Source organism: Corynebacterium renale (genome assembly GCF_002563965.1).
In the GTDB taxonomy this organism is placed as follows: domain Bacteria; phylum Actinomycetota; class Actinomycetes; order Mycobacteriales; family Mycobacteriaceae; genus Corynebacterium; species Corynebacterium renale.
The window spans coordinates 324,897-343,213 of sequence record NZ_PDJF01000001.1 but is presented as its reverse complement, the minus strand read 5'-3'; the positions used below and the strand labels follow the sequence as shown (position 1 = coordinate 343,213).

General features: G+C 59.2%; 19 protein-coding genes and 4 tRNA genes. 20 read left to right on the top strand and 3 right to left on the bottom strand.

The window, feature by feature from the left end; translation table 11 throughout:
* Positions 1 to 11 precede the first annotated feature (11 nt).
* Together ATK06_RS01680 and ATK06_RS01675 are read left to right on the top strand one after the other, a co-directional pair.
* Positions 12 to 1,064, top strand: a complete 1,053-nt coding sequence (locus ATK06_RS01680) for a glycosyltransferase family 4 protein (RefSeq protein ID WP_048379982.1) — start codon at positions 12 to 14, stop codon at positions 1,062 to 1,064.
* 11 nt (positions 1,065 to 1,075) lie between these two features.
* Positions 1,076 to 1,762, top strand: a complete 687-nt coding sequence (locus ATK06_RS01675; RefSeq protein ID WP_048379980.1) for a demethylmenaquinone methyltransferase — start codon at positions 1,076 to 1,078, stop codon at positions 1,760 to 1,762.
* A 101-nt stretch (positions 1,763 to 1,863) separates the two neighbouring features.
* On the opposite strand, the gene ATK06_RS01670 is transcribed toward ATK06_RS01675, so the two are convergent.
* Positions 1,864 to 3,060: a geranylgeranyl reductase family protein gene (locus ATK06_RS01670; protein WP_269460722.1), complete on the bottom strand. Its 1,197-nt coding sequence runs from the start codon at positions 3,058 to 3,060 to the stop codon at positions 1,864 to 1,866.
* A 104-nt stretch (positions 3,061 to 3,164) separates the two neighbouring features.
* Between ATK06_RS01670 and ATK06_RS01665 the strand changes: the two genes are divergently transcribed.
* The 13 genes from ATK06_RS01665 (at position 3,165) to ATK06_RS01605 (ending at position 11,437) form a co-directional block, all read left to right on the top strand.
* The gene (locus ATK06_RS01665) at positions 3,165 to 4,181 is read left to right on the top strand and encodes a polyprenyl synthetase family protein (protein WP_098388729.1); all 1,017 of its coding nucleotides are present in this window, start codon (positions 3,165 to 3,167) and stop codon (positions 4,179 to 4,181) included.
* A gap of 67 nt (positions 4,182 to 4,248) precedes the next feature.
* Positions 4,249 to 4,331: transfer RNA gene (locus ATK06_RS01660), tRNA-Tyr, on the top strand.
* Positions 4,332 to 4,759: 428 nt separating this feature from the next.
* A tRNA-Thr gene (locus ATK06_RS01655) sits at positions 4,760 to 4,832 on the top strand.
* 41 nt (positions 4,833 to 4,873) lie between these two features.
* Positions 4,874 to 4,947, top strand: a tRNA-Met gene (locus tag ATK06_RS01650).
* 86 nt (positions 4,948 to 5,033) lie between these two features.
* Positions 5,034 to 5,109 (top strand) — tRNA-Trp (locus ATK06_RS01645).
* Positions 5,110 to 5,133: 24 nt separating this feature from the next.
* Positions 5,134 to 5,448, top strand: coding sequence for a preprotein translocase subunit SecE (secE, locus tag ATK06_RS01640; RefSeq protein ID WP_098388728.1), 315 nt, complete (start codon positions 5,134 to 5,136; stop codon positions 5,446 to 5,448).
* A gap of 95 nt (positions 5,449 to 5,543) precedes the next feature.
* Positions 5,544 to 6,428, top strand: coding sequence for a transcription termination/antitermination protein NusG (nusG, locus tag ATK06_RS01635; RefSeq protein WP_098388727.1), 885 nt, complete (start codon positions 5,544 to 5,546; stop codon positions 6,426 to 6,428).
* 242 nt (positions 6,429 to 6,670) lie between these two features.
* Positions 6,671 to 7,102, top strand: a complete 432-nt coding sequence (gene rplK / locus ATK06_RS01630) for a 50S ribosomal protein L11 (RefSeq protein WP_098388726.1) — start codon at positions 6,671 to 6,673, stop codon at positions 7,100 to 7,102.
* Between the two features lie 99 nt (positions 7,103 to 7,201).
* A complete protein-coding gene (gene rplA, locus ATK06_RS01625) occupies positions 7,202 to 7,912 on the top strand; it encodes a 50S ribosomal protein L1 (RefSeq protein ID WP_098388725.1) in 711 nt (236 codons plus the stop codon).
* Between the two features lie 256 nt (positions 7,913 to 8,168).
* Positions 8,169 to 8,897, top strand: a complete 729-nt coding sequence (gene gluA, locus ATK06_RS01620) for a glutamate ABC transporter ATP-binding protein GluA (protein ID WP_048380210.1) — start codon at positions 8,169 to 8,171, stop codon at positions 8,895 to 8,897.
* Between the two features lie 24 nt (positions 8,898 to 8,921).
* Positions 8,922 to 9,800 (top strand): glutamate ABC transporter substrate-binding protein, encoded by an 879-nt coding sequence (locus ATK06_RS01615; RefSeq protein WP_098388724.1) that lies wholly within the window; start codon positions 8,922 to 8,924, stop codon positions 9,798 to 9,800.
* A 6-nt stretch (positions 9,801 to 9,806) separates the two neighbouring features.
* A complete protein-coding gene (locus ATK06_RS01610; RefSeq protein WP_048379972.1) occupies positions 9,807 to 10,493 on the top strand; it encodes an amino acid ABC transporter permease in 687 nt (228 codons plus the stop codon).
* On the top strand, positions 10,493 to 11,437 hold the full coding sequence (locus tag ATK06_RS01605) for an amino acid ABC transporter permease (RefSeq protein WP_048379970.1): 945 nt from the start codon (positions 10,493 to 10,495) through the stop codon (positions 11,435 to 11,437). Before ATK06_RS01610 ends, ATK06_RS01605 begins: the two co-directional genes overlap by 1 nt.
* On the opposite strand, the gene ATK06_RS01600 is transcribed toward ATK06_RS01605, so the two are convergent.
* Both ATK06_RS01600 and ATK06_RS01595 read right to left on the bottom strand, forming a co-directional pair.
* Complete coding sequence (locus tag ATK06_RS01600; RefSeq protein ID WP_098388723.1) at positions 11,434 to 12,030, bottom strand: response regulator; 597 nt, start codon at positions 12,028 to 12,030, stop codon at positions 11,434 to 11,436. The two genes, ATK06_RS01605 and ATK06_RS01600, sit on opposite strands and share 4 nt — an antisense overlap.
* On the bottom strand, positions 12,023 to 13,111 hold the full coding sequence (locus ATK06_RS01595) for a sensor histidine kinase (protein ID WP_143341370.1): 1,089 nt from the start codon (positions 13,109 to 13,111) through the stop codon (positions 12,023 to 12,025). The genes ATK06_RS01600 and ATK06_RS01595 overlap by 8 nt, the downstream gene beginning before the upstream one ends.
* Positions 13,112 to 13,269: 158 nt before the next feature.
* Between ATK06_RS01595 and ATK06_RS01590 the strand changes: the two genes are divergently transcribed.
* From ATK06_RS01590 to rplL, 5 genes are all read left to right on the top strand, one after another.
* A complete protein-coding gene (locus tag ATK06_RS01590) occupies positions 13,270 to 14,262 on the top strand; it encodes an FtsX-like permease family protein (RefSeq protein ID WP_098388722.1) in 993 nt (330 codons plus the stop codon).
* Between the two features lie 2 nt (positions 14,263 to 14,264).
* Positions 14,265 to 14,921, top strand: coding sequence for an ABC transporter ATP-binding protein (locus ATK06_RS01585; protein WP_048379968.1), 657 nt, complete (start codon positions 14,265 to 14,267; stop codon positions 14,919 to 14,921).
* A 263-nt stretch (positions 14,922 to 15,184) separates the two neighbouring features.
* Entirely contained in the window at positions 15,185 to 16,333 is a 1,149-nt protein-coding gene (locus ATK06_RS01580) for an RtcB family protein (protein WP_098388721.1), read from the top strand.
* A gap of 289 nt (positions 16,334 to 16,622) precedes the next feature.
* Complete coding sequence (gene rplJ, locus ATK06_RS01575) at positions 16,623 to 17,141, top strand: 50S ribosomal protein L10 (protein WP_048379966.1); 519 nt, start codon at positions 16,623 to 16,625, stop codon at positions 17,139 to 17,141.
* 67 nt (positions 17,142 to 17,208) lie between these two features.
* Positions 17,209 to 17,595, top strand: coding sequence for a 50S ribosomal protein L7/L12 (rplL, locus tag ATK06_RS01570; protein ID WP_048379965.1), 387 nt, complete (start codon positions 17,209 to 17,211; stop codon positions 17,593 to 17,595).
* The last annotated feature ends 722 nt before the right edge of the window (positions 17,596 to 18,317 follow it).

Sequence of the window (18,317 nt, the reverse complement as noted above, 5' to 3'; positions counted from 1 at the left end):
GCAGAAGGTCTATGCGCGTAGCTATTGTTGCGGAATCGTTCCTACCGCACGTCAACGGCGTGACGAACACGGTTCTCAAAGCAGTAGATTACTTGACCGCCCGCGGGCACACGGTGCTGATTATCGCGCCGGGTGAGAATGAGACTACCTCGTACAAAGAGGTACCCGTAGTTCGCGTGCCGCAGTTTTTCCTGCCCAAGGTCAATTCCTTGCCCCTGGGGTTACCCGTGCCCAGGCTCTACAAGATCTTGCGGGAATTCCGTCCCGACGTGGTGCACCTGGCCTCCCCGTTCCTGCTCGGGCTCGGCGGGGTGCTCGCGGCCAACCGCCTGCGCGTGCCGACGGTCGCCGTCTACCAGACCGACGTCGCCGGCTTCGCCACAGAATACGGCCTGGGCTGGACCACTCGCGCTGCGTGGGCGTGGACCCGCGAACTGCACAATCGTTGTAGCCGCACGCTGGTTCCTTCTTCGCAGGCCGGGCGTGCCCTCCGCGCCCATGGAGTCCAGCGGATACAACGGTGGGGCCGGGGAGTGGACCCGGTTTTTAGCCCCACGCGCCGCGACCCCGCTCTCCGGGCGCGGTTCCGCGCGGATACGCATACGGTTGTGGGGTTCGTGGGCCGCCTCGCCGCGGAGAAAAACATTTGGCGTCTGCGCCACGCCGGTCCGGGTACGCAGGTGGTCATTGTAGGTGATGGGCCCGAGCGTGAGGCGCTCCAACGTCAGCTTCCCGACGCCATCTTTACCGGCGCCCTCCACGGAGAGGACCTGGCCCGCGCGTATGCCAGCTTCGATGTCTTCGTCCACACCGGCGAGCACGAAACGTTTTGCCAAACCATCCAGGAGGCCCAAGCCAGCGGGCTGCCCGTCGTGGCCCCGCGGGCCGGTGGGCCCGTGGACTTGGTGGGTTCCGGTGGGGTACTTGTGAACGTCGATAAGTTTTGTGAGCACCTGCCGGCCGCAATTGCCCAAGCCCGAACCCTGATCCCGGAAACTGGTGTGCCCACGTGGGACATGGTGTGCACTGACCTGTTCGAGCATTACCGGGCGGTCGTGGCCTAGACTGGTCCCTTGTGGCTAAGGCGAACCTAGATAAGCAGGCATTTGATGTTGCGCGCATGTTTGACGGCGTGGGCAAGAAGTACGACATCACCAACACCGTCCTTTCCTTCGGGCAGGACCGCTATTGGCGACGTAAAACGCGCGACCGCCTGAACCTCAAACCCGGAGAGAAAGTCCTGGACTTGGCAGCCGGCACCGCGGTGTCGACTGTCGAGCTGTCCCAGTCCGGTGCGTGGGTTGTGGCCTGCGACTTCTCCCAGGGAATGCTGCGCGCTGGTGCCCATCGTGATGTCCCGAAGGTGTGTGGTGATGCTATGCGTCTGCCGTTCGCTGACGAATCCTTCGACGCCGTCACCATCTCCTACGGCCTGCGCAACATCCAGGATTTCCGCGCCGGCCTGCGCGAGATGGCGCGCGTGACCAAGCCCGGCGGCCGGCTGACGGTCAACGAGTTCTCCGACCCCGTCATCCCCGTATTTAAGACTGTGTATAAGGAATACCTGATGCGGGCCTTGCCGGCTGTGGCAAAAGTGGTGTCCTCCAACCCGGAGGCCTACATTTACCTGGCCGAATCGATCCGCGCGTGGCCGTCGCAAGAGGAACTGGCCCGCGAAATTAACCAGTGTGGCTGGACGGAGTGCGGCTGGCAGAACTTGACCGGTGGCATCGTCGCGATGCACTCCGCAGTCAAGGCGTAGGGGCTGCACGTTCGGGGTGCCAAAATCCCCGGTTTTCCATGAATATAAATTTTTTGGCACCCCGAACGTGCCAAGCTAACGCACAGGGACCCCACAGAAAACTACGCCCACAGTGGCGCGCGACTAAACTTCTGCGTCGCACCGCCTGCTAGGCGCCACGCCCGCGCGATAAGATCCGTGTCCTCCTCAGTGATGAGGTTGCCCATGAGCCGCGCAGCAGCCGGCATGAGCTTCGCCCCGAGCGGGCCGCGCAGCGCAATCGGGCCGGCAAACGGAAGGAACTGCGGGTAGGTCAACAGCCGGGCTGCGGTGCGCGCCAGGGAGAAAGCGCGGCCGTAGTGCTCGCGCAGGAGGGTCGGCCAGCCCAGGTAGTCACGCTCAGAGAGCATCTCGACGGCCAAACCCGCGGTTTCCATGCCGTAGTCGATGCCTTCACCGTTCAGCGGGTTGACCATGGCGGCGGCATCGCCGATAAGCATCCAATTCAACCCGGCGACCCCGGAGACGGCCCCGCCCATGGGCAGCATGGCAGAGGTGACGTCGCGGATTTCGCCCAATTGCCATTCGGGAACCTGGGCCGCGTATTCGTGCAGCAGTTTTTTGGTGTTGATTTTGGCGGGGCGCTCGTTGGTGGATAGGGCGCCGCAGCCGATGTTGACGTCCCCATTACCAAGCGGGAAGATCCAGCCGTAGCCGGGTTGGATCTCGCCGGCGGAATCACGCAGTTCTACGTGGGAATGCATCCACGGTTCGTCGTGGAAGGGGGAGGAGGCATAAGACCGGGCGGCGATGCCGTAGACCTCGCCGCGGTGCCACTGCCGGCCCACAAGCTTGCCGACGGGCGAACGCACCCCATCAGCGATAATCACAGAGTCGGGCCGGAATTCTCCATTATCTGTTTCCACTAGGACGATGCGCCCGTCTGTGATGGTTACGGAGGTTGCCCGAGCCTTATGGAATGTCGCGCTGGCGGCGATGGCTGCGCGGACAAGTGCTGCATCGAACTGGGTGCGCGGCATCGCGGAGCCGGTATTCCCGTAGTGGCCGGTCCACGGGGCGGTGACGTTTCCGCCGTAGCCGTGCAGCTTGAGGCCTTTATTGTGATAGCCGGCGACGATGTCTTCTAAACCGAGTGTTCGGAGTTGATGCATGGCCCGGGGGGTGAGCCCGTCGCCGCAGGTCTTATCGCGGGGGAAACCGGAGGCGTCGATAAGCGTGACCTCGTAGCCGGCACGTGCTGCGTAGATTGCCGCTGTCGATCCGGATGGCCCTGCGCCCACGATAAGAAGTTCAGTCATGCCTGCCATTGTCCCTTACCGGGGTCGGAGTGTGAAAGCGGGGTCCGGTGGACTACGGTTGAACGGAGAACTCGTCGACGAAAATATTTGCAAGGATCACAGATATGACACACCCTGCCGGCACCCCCGGCGTCGTTACCGGTGCGCTGCATCTCGGTGACGACGAACTCGAAGCCCGCATCCTTGCAGGGCTTTCCCGTGTAGAGAACCTTTTGCGCACGGAGCTGTCTCACGGCGATGATGTCATCACCGACAAGGTCATGCACCTTGTTAACGCTGGTGGCAAGCGGTTCCGGCCCATGTTCGCGCTCCTTGCGGCGCAGTACGGGCCCGACGCGGAGTCCGACGACGTAGTCAAAGCGGCCGCCCTGGTCGAGATGACCCACCTGGCCACCCTGTACCACGATGACGTCATGGACGAGTCCCCTCGCCGTCGCGGCGTGGAATCCGCCAATGCGCGCTGGGGGAACTCGGTGGCCATCCTTGCCGGCGATCACCTCCTTGCGCAAGCATCCGGGCTGATGGCCGACCTGGGCGTTCCCACTGTCCGGCACTTCTCTGAAACCTTCGGCGAACTGGTCACCGGCCAGATGCGTGAAACGGTGGGCGCCGAGGGAAAGGATCCCATCGAGCATTACACCAAGGTGATTCAGGAGAAGACGGGCGTGCTCATCGCCTCCGCTGGCTACCTGGGGTCCCTGCACGCCGGAGCACCTGCGGAATATGTGGATGCGCTGCGCGGCTACGGGCGCGCGGTGGGCGTGGTGTTCCAGATCGTCGACGACATCATCGACATCTATTCCACCAACGAGGAATCGGGCAAGGAACGCGGCACCGACCTGCGCGAGGGCGTGTTCACGCTGCCCGTATTGCACGCGCTGGCAGAGGGCACGCCCGTCGGCGAAGAACTGCGTGGCCTCCTCACCGGCCCGCTGACCGCCGACGAAGACGTCGCCCGCGCCCTCGCACTGCTCGAGCAGTCAGGTGGCCGCGAGGCTGCGCTTAACGACGTCCACCACTGGATCAAGGTCGCCGAATCCCACATTTCCGTGCTCCCAGACAACGCAACAACCCGAGCGCTGCGCTCCCTGGCACAGTTCACGGTGCAGCGGGTCGGCTAAGGCTTTAACGCCTGTGACCTGCTTATTTGTGTGCGGGCCTGTAATCCATTAGTGTTATCACCTGCACGCCAGGTTGTCCGAGCGGCCAAAGGAAGCGGACTGTAAATCCGCCGGCGTATGCCTTCAGAAGTTCGAATCTTCTACCTGGCACGCGTGTTATCTCCTCCTCACGGGTATTCGTGAGGGGGAGATTTTTCATGTGCGGGGTGGGGCATGCGCGGATTGCAGCGCGTGATACGAAAAAGACATTCTGCCAGTTAGTGCGCATTAAACCCCAAGGTGAATTTTCCCAGAAGGTCGCAGAATGTCTTTTTCGTATCACTGCCGGCTCATGCGTCTTCCGGGAGGGCGCAGCGTGGGGGGAGGGGCTACGGACGTCATGTGAGAAATCTGATCGCTTATGGCTCACGGGGAACGGTAGGTACCTGACCCTCATAATTCGCACGCTATGCCTGCTACATAACTGCTCAAAATTAACGTTGGCCTGCGGATTTGTGTTGTATAGCGCTGTCGGTTAATCTCTTTAACAGCTTCAGCGCAGAGCAGCGCAAGAAATTGTGATGTGAAGTGTGAAGTGTGCCCCCTTAGCTCAGTCGGCAGAGCGTTTCCATGGTAAGGAAAAGGTCGTCAGTTCGATTCTGACAGGGGGCTCTGTTGTTTCTCATGGGTTAATTGATTTGTGCGGAACACATGGCGGTGTAGCTCAGTTGGTGAGAGCGCACGACTCATAATCGTGAGGTCGAGAGTTCGAGTCTCTCCACCGCTACGGCGTAAAGCACACGTGCTCGCGCGTGTGCTTTATTTTTACCCTCACCTTTGGTAGGGTTGCCGTGTTGCCACGTTTGTGGCGATAGGGATGTGGCGCAATTGGTAGCGCAACGGTCTCCAAAACCGTAGGTTGCAGGTTCGAGTCCTGTCATCCCTGCCAAGTATTTAGCAGGAGGCACGGGCAGTGAGCGAACCAGTCGATCCGCAGAAGCGCACACCAACGGGTAAGCGCCAGCGTACCGGTGCTGCAACGACGACCACTGCTTCGTATGAAGCCAAGAAGGTTGATACTCCTGACGGGGAAGATAACAAGGGCAATGGGGTTGTCTCTTTCCTTCCTGAGGTCGTTCAGGAAATGCGCAAGGTCATTTGGCCGACTGCACGCGAAATGGTCACCTACACCCTCGTGGTATTCGGATTCCTGATTATCCTTACTGCCTTGGTTTTCGGCGTGGATGCCGCAGCGGGTTGGGGAGTTGAACAGGTTCTCGTCCCGTAGTAGGATTCCGGTAGGAATGTTCCCGCCCCTCAGCGCCGCTGGGGAGGCGGGATTAATCTTTAAACCACCAGCCCTTTCGGAGTGGAGAGACACACATGGACAACACCCCAGACAACCCAGTAATTGAGGAAGAATCCTTCGACGAAGCCGTCAACAAGGCCCTCAAAGCTACGCAGGACGCAGCCGCAGAGGCTGACAATGAAGCAGAGTCTGCCCCCGCTGAGGATGGCACCCTGCCTGAAGAGTCCGCTACCACCCAGGAAGTCGACGCAGCAGTTGCCGCCCAGGCCGACGCTGCAGGCAGCCCAGAATCGCCGGAGGCTCCCGCCGAGGACGGCGACGCCGAATACAAGGCTCGTCTGCGCAAGTTCACTCGTGAGCTGAAGAAGCAGGACGGCCAGTGGTACATCATTCAGTGCTACTCCGGTTACGAAAACAAGGTGAAGACGAACCTGGACATGCGTGCCCAGACCCTCGAGGTCGAGGACTCCATCTTCGAGGTTGTCGTCCCAGTCGAGCAGGTCACTGAAATCAAGGACGGCAAGCGCAAGCTGGTGAAGCGCAAGCTGCTGCCGGGCTACGTTCTGGTCCGCATGGACATCAACGATCGTTCCTGGTCTGTCGTCCGTGAGACCCCGGGCGTGACTTCGTTCGTGGGTAATGAGGGCAACGCTACGCCGGTCAAGCACCGGGACGTCGCGAAGTTCCTCATGCCGCAGGAGGCCAGCGAGGATAAGCCGAAGACCGACGCCGAGGGCGACCAGGTTGTGGCAATGCCGGAGGATCATTCCGCTCCGAAGGCCCAGCTCGACTTCGAGGTCGGGGAGTCCGTCACCATTCTCACCGGCCCACTGGCTTCTGTCTCCGCGACGATTTCTTCCATCGACCCGGAGACCGGCAAGATGCAGGCGCTCGTTTCCATCTTTGGCCGCGAGACTCCAGTGGAGTTGACTGCCGATCAGGTTGAGAAGATTATGTAATCTTTTCCCGCTGCTTATCGACGTCCATCCGGTGTGAAACCGGGAGGGCGTCGATTAGCATTTCTGCTGGTAAAAGCGTAAGATATTTCCTCGCGTGTTTTTGCACGCATTGAACTTTGAATCCCCGGTGGCCGGGTTACGTGAAGATCCAGGTTTTGCCTGGTAGCGGGGCCTAGCATCCGGTAGTGCGCAGGGTTATTTTCGATGAGCCCCGCGTGCGATACCACGGAAAGGAAATCGAAATGGCTCCAAAGAAGAAGGTTACTGGCTTCATCAAGCTGCAGATCGAGGCAGGCGCTGCAAACCCAGCTCCTCCAGTCGGTCCTGCTCTGGGTGCTCACGGCGTGAACATCATGGAGTTCTGCAAGGCTTACAACGCAGCAACTGAAAGCCAGCGCGGCAACGTGATCCCAGTTGAGATCACCGTCTACGAAGACCGCTCCTTCGACTTCAAGCTCAAGACCCCACCAGCAGCCAAGCTCCTGCTCAAGGCAGCTGGCCTGGCAAAGGGTTCCGGCGTTCCTCACACCGACAAGGTTGGCTCCGTCACCATGGCACAGGTTCGTGAGATCGCTGAGCAGAAGAAGCCAGACCTCAACGCTCGTGACATCGACGCAGCAGCGAAGATCATCGCTGGTACTGCTCGTTCCATGGGCATTGTTGTCAACGACTAATTTGGTCAAGCGCCACCGCGCTGAAGTGTGACGGTGGCGCGTGGCAGGGCCAGCTTCGGCCCGCACACCACAACCCCTAAAGAGATTTAAGGATTTTCAATGAGCAAGACTTCTAAGGCTTACAAGGAGCAGGCAGCAAAGATTGACCGCTCCAAGGAATACCACCCGCTGAACGCAGCGAAGCTGGTCAAGGACACCTCCTCCAAGAACTTCGACGCAACCGTCGACGTCGCTGTCCGCCTGGGCGTTGACCCACGTAAGGCAGACCAGCTGGTCCGTGGCACCGTCTCCCTGCCACACGGCACCGGTAAGACCGTCCGCGTCGCTGTCTTCGCAGAAGGCCCGAACGCAACCGCAGCTCAGGAAGCTGGCGCAGACATCGTTGGCACCGACGAACTGATCGAGCAGATCAACGCCGGCCCCATCGACTTCGACGTTGCAATCGCAACCCCAGACCAGATGGCTAAGGTTGGCCGCGTCGCTCGCGTCCTGGGCCCACGTGGTCTGATGCCTAACCCTAAGACCGGCACCGTCACCCCTGACGTTGCAAAGGCTGTTGCCGAGGTCAAGGGCGGCAAGATCTCCTTCCGCGTGGACAAGGCTTCCAACCTGCACGCTGCAATCGGTAAGGCATCCTTCACCGCTGAGCAGCTGGCTGAAAACTACGGCGCACTCCTCGACGAGCTGATCCGTATCAAGCCTTCCTCCTCCAAGGGTATCTACCTGAAGAAGATCACCCTGTCTTCCACCACCGGTCCTGGCGTTCCAGTTGACCCGTCGGTTCAGAAGAACTACTCGGAGATCGCATAAGATTTCCCTAGTACCCCTCGAGCACACGCTCGAGGGGATTTTTTATTGGTTAGATACGGGGTGTGGGTGTGATTTCGGGGGCAAATTAGATACTCCCTTTAAAAGATTAGTCCTAAAAACACCTGCTGAGGGCTATAAAGGTGTTACAGGGCACAAATGCAGGTGTATTTAATGGAGGTCGCAGTCTAGTGTTCTTGCTATGACGCACATCACGCAATGGGATGATTCGAATCACATCAACGATTCGGGTGCTCCCATGGTTAAACTGGACGGAGTAAATAAGTACTTCGGCGACTTCCACGCGCTGACGGATATCAACCTAGCAATTCCTCGCGGGCAAGTCGTTGTGGTGCTAGGGCCGTCGGGAAGCGGTAAATCGACTCTGTGCCGCACCATCAATCGGCTCGAGACAATCGAAGAAGGCACCATCACCATTGACGGCGCACCGCTCCCCGAGGAGGGGAAAGAGTTAGCGAACCTGCGGGCCGACATCGGCATGGTGTTCCAGCAGTTCAATCTCTTCCCCCACATGACAATTCGCGACAACGTCACTCTTGGCCCTATCAAGGTGCGCAAGATGGACAAAGCTGACGCCACAGCACTAGCAGACAAACTCTTGGACCGTGTTGGGATCGGCAACCAGGCGGACAAATATCCGGCACAGCTTTCGGGCGGTCAGCAGCAGCGCGTCGCTATCGCCCGGGCGCTCGCGATGAAGCCGAAGGTCATGCTTTTCGACGAGCCAACCTCCGCCCTTGATCCCGAGATGGTCAACGAAGTCCTTGACGTCATGACCAACCTGGCCGAGGAAGGAATGACCATGGTGTGTGTCACCCACGAAATGGGATTCGCCCGCAAGGCAGCAGACCGCATCCTATTCATGGCAGACGGGCACATCATTGAAGACACCGATCCGGAGTCTTTCTTTGACAATCCGCGCAGTGATCGTGCCAAGGACTTCCTCGGCAAGATCTTGTCCCACTAAACCACTTCACACAAGGAGAATCCCATGTTCAACCGCACCAACGCAATCAAAATCGCTTCCTTGTCCGCCGTCGCCGCTCTCGGCGCAACCGGGCTTGTCGCTTGCTCCGGGGACGCAGGCTCTGCGAGCCTTCTGGAGGCTATCGACGCCGGCCAGGTCACCCTGGGCACCAAGTACGACCAGCCGGGTCTAGGCCTGCAGAACGCTGATGGTTCTATGTCGGGCTTTGACGTTGATGTCGCAACCTACGTGGTGAATCACATTGCGAAAGAGCGCGGTGTTGCTGAACCGCAGATTACCTGGCGTGAAACCCCGTCGGCACAGCGTGAAACGCTGATCCAAAACGGTGAAGTTGACCTCATCGCTGCGACGTATTCCATCAATGCCTCGCGCGCAGAATCCGTAAACTTCGGCGGCCCCTACCTGGTGACGCACCAGGCGCTGCTGGTGAATCAGGACAACAGTGACATCACCAAGTTGGAGGACCTGGAATCAGGGAAGATCCTGTGCTCGGTTACCGGCTCCACCCCAGCGCAGAAGATTAAGGATGTGCTTCCGGGCGTGCAGCTGCAGGAGTACGACACCTACTCGTCCTGCGTAGAGGCGCTCCGCCAAGGCAACGTCGACGCCATGACCACGGATGCAACGATTCTTAACGGGTACTCCGAGCAGGATCCGGGCAAGTTTAAGGTCGTCGAGCTGGAAAAGGATGGCAAGCCGTTCACCGACGAATACTACGGCGTGGGTCTGAAGAAAGATGACGCCGAGGCTACCCAAGCTATCAACGATGCGCTCACGGCGCTCATCGATTCCGGTGAGTTTGAAACCTTGCTGTCTAAGAACCTGGGTTCCGCTGAAGGTGTTCAGGCGGGTAAGGTCGGCGACCTCAGCTTTGTAAAGTAGTTCGCGATGGAAGCCATGTGGCAACAGCTGTGGCCGGCGATTTTGTCGGCCTTCTGGCTCACTATCAAACTAACCGTGTACTCGGCTTTGGGTTCCCTTGTGCTGGGAACGATGTTGACCGCGATGCGGGTCTCACCGGTAGGTATCCTGCGAACGCTGGCATCTGCCTACATCAACACGGTGCGTAATACCCCGCTGACCTTGGTTGTTCTGTTCTGCTCCTTCGGTTTGTATCAGACGCTCGGACTGGCGTTAGCAGATCGCGACAGTAGCACTTTCCTGGCCGACAATAATTTCCGGCTGGCTGTGCTCGGGTTCATTTTGTACACGTCCGCGTTTGTTGCTGAATGCTTGCGCGCAGGAATCAATACGGTGAGCTTTGGGCAGGCAGAAGCCGCCCGCTCCCTGGGATTGAGTTTCGGGCAAACGTTCACCACAATCGTGTTTCCACAGGCCCTGCGTGCGGCGATTGTTCCCTTGGGTAACACTCTCATCGCGCTGACGAAAAACACCACGATTGCCTCGGTCATTGGCGTTGCGGAAGCCTCCCTGCTGATGAAAGAAGTCATCGAAAATCACGCAAGCCAGCTGTGGGTCATCTTCGCATGCTTCGCCATCGGCTTCATGATCTTGACCCTGCCGATGGGGCTGGGAATTGGAAGACTTGCAGACAAGATGGCGGTGAAGAGCTAATGAGCGTACGTGCAACTGTCCTCTATGATCAGCCCGGCCCCAGGGCCCGTGCCCGCAACCGGGTATACACGGGAATAACGCTGGTAATTCTGGTCGTCGCAGCCTGGTGGGTGCTCTCCACGTTGGGGGAAGCAGGCCAGCTGGAGGCGGAGAAATGGACACCTTTCCTTAACTCCAATACGTGGAAAACGTATCTGATTCCAGGTCTGATCGGCACCCTTAAAGCGGCGTTCTTCTCCATCATCTTGGCGTGCGCTATGGGAACAATTCTGGGCCTCGGCCGTTTGTCCCAGCACGCCCCGGTGCGCTGGGTATGCGCAGTTATCATCGAGTTTTTCCGCGCGATCCCAGTCCTCTTGCTGATCATCTTCAGCTACCAAGCGCTGGCGCTGTACAAGGTGGTGCCGCCTAAGGAATTGGCGCTCGTAGCAGTGGTCTTCGCGCTGACAATGTATAACGGGTCGGTGATTGCCGAGATTTTGCGTTCGGGCATCAAATCCCTGCCGAAGGGTCAGTCCGAGGCGGCTGCGGCGTTAGGCCTTTCGCATAGTCAGATTCAGTGGAAGATTCTGCTCCCGCAGGCTGTCGCAGCGATGCTGCCGGCACTCATCGCGCAGCTGGTCATTGCGCTAAAGGACTCTGCGCTTGGCTACCAGATTGGTTACGTGGAGATTGTGCGCCAGGGCATCCAATCTTCGGCAGTCAACCGCAACTACCTGCCGTCGCTCATCGTGGTAGCGGCAATCATGATTCTGATTAATTACAGTCTCACGGCGTTGGCCGGCCGCGTGGAACGTCAGCTGCGTGCCGGGCGTGCCCGCCGGAATATTTTTGCCCTCGTTCCTGAGGCGAAGAGCCAAGGTTTGGACACCAAGGACAACGCGAACGTGGACTGGCGCGATCCGGACTACAAGGAAATCAGAAACCCGGACGAAGGTTCCTAGATCAGTTTCAGCCGTCGTGCCTCTGTCACGGCGGCTGTTCGTGATTCCACACCTAGTTTTTGGTAAATGTGCAGCAAGTGCGTCTTTACCGTCGCCACGGAAATAAACAGCTGTTTGGCCAGCTGCCCGTTGGTGGCGCCGGTTTCCAGCGCCCGGACGATCTCAATTTCGCGCGGCGTGAGCGACATTTCGGGGGAGGCCACGCGCGCCGCAAGGACGGTGGCGACTTCAGGGGAGAGGGTACGCTTGCCCGCGGCTGTCGCGACGACAGCGCGGTGCAATTCCTCTACCGGGGCATCTTTGAGGAGGTATCCCAAAGCGCCCGCCTCTAAAGCAGCGAGGATGTTTGCTTGGGTGTCGTAGGTAGTCAAGATTAGTACTGGGGTATCGATGGCGCGGGTAGCCTCAATGCCGTCGACTCCGGGCATCTGGATGTCCATGACTACCACGTCGACGTCGCTCAAATCGGAATTGATAGCGTCAGCTCCGTTTGATCCCGTGGCGATAACGTGGATGTCGGGGTGGGATTCCAGGATTGTTTGGAGGCCGGCGCGGACTACCGGATGGTCGTCGATAAGCATGACATTAATCATGGGCCCTCCTTGGGATGTACGCGGATACCGTGGTTCCGTCTGTGGATTCGATGGAAAACCTACCACCAACCTCCGCCACGCGCGCCCGCATGCCGGTGATGCCGGTGCCCTCGGAACCGTCCCAGCCGCGGCCATTGTCGTGGATGTCCACGCTCACGGCTTCGGGCCACGGGGTGATCGTGACCTGGGCGTGCGTTGCCCCAGAATGCTTCACGACGTTATTCAGAGCCTCACGGACGATCCGCTCAATCGGTTCCTGCAACTCCTGCGGCGCTTCCCCAGAAATGGTGACCTCGACGCCGTGATCCCCGGCGCCCCGGGCCAGCTCCTCGAGTTTGGAGGTCCGAATCTTGCCCTGGACCAGCGCGCGGGCCTGCTTCAGGTTCTCCCTGGCAATCGCTTCGATGCGCTGTGCCTGGGTACCCGGCTGGGCCTGCTCGGCTTGGGCGAATAAGACGATGGAGTTGAAACCCTGGGCGAGGGTGTCGTGGACTTCGCGGGACCAGCGGGAACGTTCCGCTTCGCGGGCGGCTTCCGTTTCTGCGCGGATAAGTTGGTGCTGCGTGGCTTGGAGGCGGCGGGCAAGGTCAGAGTAGTACTCGGCCTCGCGGCGTAGGGCTTCGTACGCGCCGAAACCCAGGATGGCGACAACCGTACCGATAGCAGGCCCTATCACTTGCGCCGGCGTAGTGGCCGGTATGAGCACCACGGCCCACGACGCCGCCGCGGCAACCAGCCGCGACCACCAACACCTACCCACGCCCATGGCATAAATGACGATGGGGAAGAGCAGCCACAAATACTGACTACTTAACGCCACACACCACGCCCACAACGCAGCCAACACGGCCCACCAGGCCCAGCGCACACCGGGCGGGTACACGCGCCGCTGCACACACACCAAGCAATACCAAGCGCCAAGGAATAGTGCAGGCCACTGCGGGTCAGTCACCACCGCGATGAAAAACAGCACGATGAACATCGCATGCACCAAACCACGACTAATCCGCAAGATTTGGGGAAGAGACGGGAAGGGGCCGGAGGGGTCGTCGTGAAGCGGGGAAGCAGCAGGTGAGGTCACCCCACCACTCTAGGCAGAACCTGGATGACCTGGCATCAACCAGGTGGTGGAGGGAAGAACCGGCTCGCCGGCCGATGTACTGCACCCCGTGCGTGACGGACACTGAAAGCACTGAACACGAGACCCGGGCAGACACCTGGGTACCAGAAGGAGACACCATGTACCTGGCATTACGCGACATCCGGCGGGCGAAAGGCCGCTTCAGCCTCATTACGGCTGTGATCGCACTGATGACGTTCCTGCTTGTCATGCTTTCCGGGCTCACCAACGGCTTGAGCTCGCAGAACACGTCGGCGGTAGAGAACTTAGACCCTGATGCGTATATCCTCTCTGAGGCTGACGACGGCGTCACCTTCACCCAGTCGCGCATCGACAACGAGCAGCGGGCAGCATGGTCCCAGCATGCGGACAAGGTCGTGCCACTAGGTATCACCCAAACCCGACTTGAGACCGCGGACTCCACTTCCTCCATCGCGTTATTTGGGCTCCCCGATATTGAAGGCTTAGTCCTCCCCGATGAAGTAAACGCACAGGTAGGCGACACCGTCACTGTCGGCGGCCAGGACCTGAAGGTTGCGGATACCACCGATACCTACTACTACAGCCACACCCCAACCGCCTATGTGGGTTTGGATACGTGGAAGAAGCTGGCGCATTCCGACGAACCAACTGCCCTCATGGCCTGGGGCGTAGAAAGCGAGATGCTGGGCGAAGACGGACCCGTCGCCGGAACCCAGGCGCTGAAAGTCAAGGATTCCTTCGACGCGCTTCCCGCGTACTCCTCCGAGCGCGGTTCGCTGGTAGCGATGCAGGTCCTGCTCTACGGCATCTCGGCGCTGATCATCGTGGCTTTCCTATCCGTATGGACGCTGCAGCGCATTCGCGACATCGCAGTCCTGCGTGCACTCGGTGCCTCCACCGGGTACGTGCTTAAAGACGCTGTATCCCAGGCCGCGATCGTGGTCATCGCAGGCGTGCTCGTCGGTGGCCTTGCCGGAACAGGCCTAGGCCTGCTCGCCGCCAATGTGCTGCCCTTCGAGTTGTCCGTCGTAATCCCGATGGTTGGCGTGGGAATCCTGGGCATCGCCGGGTCGGTTATCGCCACCCGAAAAGTTGCATCCGTTGATCCAGAACTAGCCCTAGGAGCTTAAAAATGAGCCTTGAACTACGCGACATCACCGTCACCTTCCCAGACGGAGAATCCACTATCACTCCGCTCGACGGCGTGAACCTGACCCTCGAGCCCGGTACCGTCACCGTCGTAACCGGAGAATCCGGTTCCGGAAAATCCACGCTGCTCTCCGTTGCGGCGGGGCTACTCGAACCAACCAGTGGCACCGCAACACTCGACGGAGAACCAATCAACGAGACGGTCCGCCGCGATAAGATCGGCCTGGTGTTCCAGCGCCCTAACCTGCTGGCCTCCCTGACCGTGCGCGAGCAGCTACTCATCACCAACCACATCCGCGGCGAAGCGCTCGATGAAAAACGCGCCGACGCTGTCCTCCACGAAGTGGGCATGGAAGCGATGGCTAATAAGCAGGTCCAGAAGCTTTCCGGCGGCCAGCAGCAGCGCGTCAACATTGCACGGGCCATGATGGGAGACCCCGTTGCAGTGCTTGCCGACGAACCAACGTCCGCCCTTGATCCCAGCCTCAGTGGAGAAATCATGGAACTTATTGCACGGTTTACCCGTGAACGCGGACTTGCGACACTAATCATCACCCACGACCATTCCCAGCTAGGTATCGCCGACCGGGTCTTCGAACTGCACGCGGGCGTGCTCAAAGAGCCCGTTGCGAGCGCCTAGGGCTTGCGCGGGCGCAGTTCCTGTATTAAAAATGTACAGCTAGGAATATCACCGCAGGAAAGAAAGAGTAGGCACATGCTGTGTATAGGCGTAAAGCACGATCGGCAACGTTGCGCATGCGCCTGCCCTGGTGATTGTTAGAGTAAGAATCTGACAGCTATTCCTCCGCTTCAGGCGTTACGATTACACGCCTTGAGGTGGAGGAATTTTTGTATCCACCAGCCGTAACCGTAGCGCCCTTACACTTCAGAAAGGGTCACACTGTGGCTGACATTAAAAACTTTGCATCACATCTGGAACCAGAGGTCCTCGAGCAGGTTGGCCAACTGGCAACACTGGACTTCATCTACCCGCACGTGGCACTCATGCCGGACGCCCACTTCGGGATGGGCTCCTCGGTGGGCACCGTATTCGGGACGAAAGGTGCTGTGATCCCCGCCGCGGTCGGGGTGGATATAGGCTGCGGGATGATCGGGGTGAGAACCAGATTCACGGCCACCGATTTGGAAGGCCGTGATCTGGTTGAGCTCCGCGACCGCCTGGAAGCAGATATTCCCCTTTCCCCGGGGAACTACAACTCCTGGAATCTCACAGAATCCGCTGAACAGCGGTGCCGAGAGCTTGACGCGCAGGCCCGCCGCGATGGGGTAGATCTGCGGCACTCGAAGAATTGGCGCCAGCAGTTGGGTTCGCTTGGCGGCGGTAACCACTTCATCGAACTATGCCTCGATGAGGAGGACCGCGTCTGGATGTTCCTGCACTCCGGTTCTCGGGGCGTGGGCAACAAAATTGCGCAGCGGCACATCAAAATTGCCCAGCGCCTGACCGCAGACCGCGTGCCCCACAAGGACTTGGCGTACCTGGAGGAGGGTACCCCGGAATTCGACGCTTACCTGGCCGACCTGCACTGGGCGCAGCGTTTTGCGTGGCTCAACAGGGAAGAGATGATGGACCGTTTCGCCCGGGCTCTCGGAGATTTTGTGGGCCGCCCCGTGGAGGAGGAGCAGCGTATCAACTGCCACCACAACTACACGGTGCGGGAGGAACACTATGGTGAACAGGTGTGGTTGACCCGCAAGGGCGCTGTTCTGGCCGACGCTGGCGTCCCCGCGCTCATTCCGGGCTCAATGGGCACGTCTTCCTACGTTGTCGAAGGGCTGGGCAATCCGAAGGGGCTTCATTCTGCACCTCACGGTGCGGGCCGGAGGATGAGTCGTCGCAAAGCGCGCGAAGCGTTCACCGCTGAGGACCTCGCCGCGCGCATGGAAGGCATCGTGTACCGGCCGGGCGAAGCGTGGATCGACGAGATTCCCGACGCATACAAGGACATCGACCAGGTCATGGAGGATGCCCGCGGGCTGGTGCGCGTCACGCACACCTTGCGGCAGGTGCTCAACGTCAAGGGAACGTAAGGGATTTGCGCTTCTCGACGCCGCGTAGTAGGGTTGTCTCCCGAAGTTTGAACAGTCCCGCTGCGGTGGGGCTGAGCTCAAGTTTCACCGAAGACCGTCGGTCATCCGGCTAGCCGGATCGAAGGTCCTACGCTAGTAGGCGGCCCACGCAGGAGACACTTTAGAGCCCTTAAAGTATTTAAGGCCCTGTGCTCCCTGCACGGGGCTTTTTTGTTGGCTACCTTCTGGTGGCGGCAGGGAAGTTCCGGCGGACAATACAAATATGAACGTCAGGAAGGAGGCGAAGTACATGGCAAACCCGAAGAACGTCGAACAGCTCGCAGAGCTGAAGAACCGTTTCGCAGAGGCTGACTCCGTCGTGCTCACCGAGTACCGCGGTCTGACCGTTGCTCAGATCACTGAGCTGCGCACCAACCTCGGCCTGGATGTCGAGTACTCCGTCGCCAAGAACACCCTTCTGAAGCTCGCAGCTGCTGACGCAGGCATCGAGGGACTTGACGAGCACCTGACCGGCCCAACCGCTATCGCCTTCATCAAGGGCGAGGCTGTTGACGCTGCAAAGGTCATGAAGGACTTTGCCAAGGGCAACGACGCCTTCATCGTCAAGGGTGGCTACATGGACGGCAAGGCTCTGACCGCCGACCAGGTAAAGGCTATCGCAGACCTCGACAACCGCGAGACCACGCTGGCAAAGCTGGCTGGCGCAATGAAGGGCAGCTTGGCCAAGGCTGCAGCGGTGTTCAACGCACCGGCTTCCAAGATGGTCCGCCTCGCAGCGGCCCTCGAGGAAAAGAAGCAGGCAGAGTAAACAAACCCCCCAAACCATTCCGGTGCCCGCCTAAACCGGCAGCACCACAACAGAAAGGAACGCCACCATGGCTAAGCTTTCCAAGGATGAGCTCATCGAGGCTTTCAAGGAAATGACCCTCATCGAACTGTCCGAGTTCGTTAAGGAATTCGAAGAGGTATTCGACGTTGAGGCTGCAGCTCCAGTTGCAGTCGCAGCAGCAGGTGCAGCTGGCGGCGACGCTGGCGCAGCTGAAGAGAAGACCGAGTTCGACGTTGTCATCGAGGACGCAGGCGCTAAGAAGATCGGCGTCATCAAGGCTGTCCGCGAGATCGTCTCCGGCCTGGGTCTGAAGGAAGCTAAGGAGCTCGTAGAGTCCGCTCCTAAGGCTATCCTCGAGGGCGCAAACAAGGACGACGCTGAGGCTGCAAAGGCTAAGCTCGAAGAGGCCGGCGCAAAGGTCACCCTGAAGTAAGACTTCCGGATTGCGCATAACGCGCGACCTAAAGCTTTCGAAAGGCTCCAACCCATGTGGTTGGAGCCTTTTGCTATGCGTGGGGCAGATTCGGGTTAAGGAAAAGCGTGGCCGGTCGTGGTGGAGGTTGCGCCATGGCCACGCCGGTGTGTCTCGGCTATGTGCGGGTGGCAGCGCGCGATACAAAAAAGACATTCTGGCAGTTAATCCACGTTAAACGCCAAGGTGAATTTTCCCGGACGGCTACAGAATGTCTTTTTAGTATCGTTGCTGAGTACATGCGCCGATCGAGAGTCTGCAGTATGTGATCTGTTTACAGTTACCTGTTCTAGGCCCGTGAGTCGCGGCTATTCCGGATTTGAGACCTACTTTTCTTTATTTAACTCGCGCTAAGGCGCCGAAACAGGAGATTGGCAATCCCGCTTTCGTTATCGTTGTCGCAAGGCCTCCATTCTGTAACTTTTTCAAAAATCTGACCTGCGATTTCGTCCCGCACCGACCGGCAGAATGGAGGCTTCGCGACATCGTGGTTCGGCTCCTAATTTTCGGGGCAGCGTCGAGCCTGTCTTTGTATGGTGCAAGCTTTCTGGGCCAAGAATTTATAGATTTGTATCACTCAGGGTGTTACAAATCTAGAAAAATGGGCAGCGAAAGACCCTTGAGTGTGTTCGGTGCGGGTGGTTGGTAGTCCACAATCCGGTGTCCGGGGTGCGCGAACAGCT

Excerpts from the sequence above, each read along its gene's own strand:
- ATK06_RS01680 (WP_048379982.1), top strand. The coding sequence starts at position 12 with ATGCGCGTAGCTATTGTTGCGGAATCGTTCCTACCGCACGTCAACGGC.
- ATK06_RS01670 (WP_269460722.1), bottom strand. The coding sequence starts at position 3,060 with ATGACTGAACTTCTTATCGTGGGCGCAGGGCCATCCGGATCGACAGCG.
- ATK06_RS01665 (WP_098388729.1), top strand. The coding sequence starts at position 3,165 with ATGACACACCCTGCCGGCACCCCCGGCGTCGTTACCGGTGCGCTGCAT.
- nusG (WP_098388727.1), top strand. The coding sequence starts at position 5,544 with ATGGACAACACCCCAGACAACCCAGTAATTGAGGAAGAATCCTTCGAC.
- rplK (WP_098388726.1), top strand. The coding sequence starts at position 6,671 with ATGGCTCCAAAGAAGAAGGTTACTGGCTTCATCAAGCTGCAGATCGAG.
- rplA (WP_098388725.1), top strand. The coding sequence starts at position 7,202 with ATGAGCAAGACTTCTAAGGCTTACAAGGAGCAGGCAGCAAAGATTGAC.
- gluA (WP_048380210.1), top strand. The coding sequence starts at position 8,169 with ATGGTTAAACTGGACGGAGTAAATAAGTACTTCGGCGACTTCCACGCG.
- ATK06_RS01615 (WP_098388724.1), top strand. The coding sequence starts at position 8,922 with ATGTTCAACCGCACCAACGCAATCAAAATCGCTTCCTTGTCCGCCGTC.
- ATK06_RS01610 (WP_048379972.1), top strand. The coding sequence starts at position 9,807 with ATGGAAGCCATGTGGCAACAGCTGTGGCCGGCGATTTTGTCGGCCTTC.
- ATK06_RS01605 (WP_048379970.1), top strand. The coding sequence starts at position 10,493 with ATGAGCGTACGTGCAACTGTCCTCTATGATCAGCCCGGCCCCAGGGCC.
- ATK06_RS01600 (WP_098388723.1), bottom strand. The coding sequence starts at position 12,030 with ATGATTAATGTCATGCTTATCGACGACCATCCGGTAGTCCGCGCCGGC.
- ATK06_RS01590 (WP_098388722.1), top strand. The coding sequence starts at position 13,270 with ATGTACCTGGCATTACGCGACATCCGGCGGGCGAAAGGCCGCTTCAGC.
- ATK06_RS01585 (WP_048379968.1), top strand. The coding sequence starts at position 14,265 with ATGAGCCTTGAACTACGCGACATCACCGTCACCTTCCCAGACGGAGAA.
- rplJ (WP_048379966.1), top strand. The coding sequence starts at position 16,623 with ATGGCAAACCCGAAGAACGTCGAACAGCTCGCAGAGCTGAAGAACCGT.
- rplL (WP_048379965.1), top strand. The coding sequence starts at position 17,209 with ATGGCTAAGCTTTCCAAGGATGAGCTCATCGAGGCTTTCAAGGAAATG.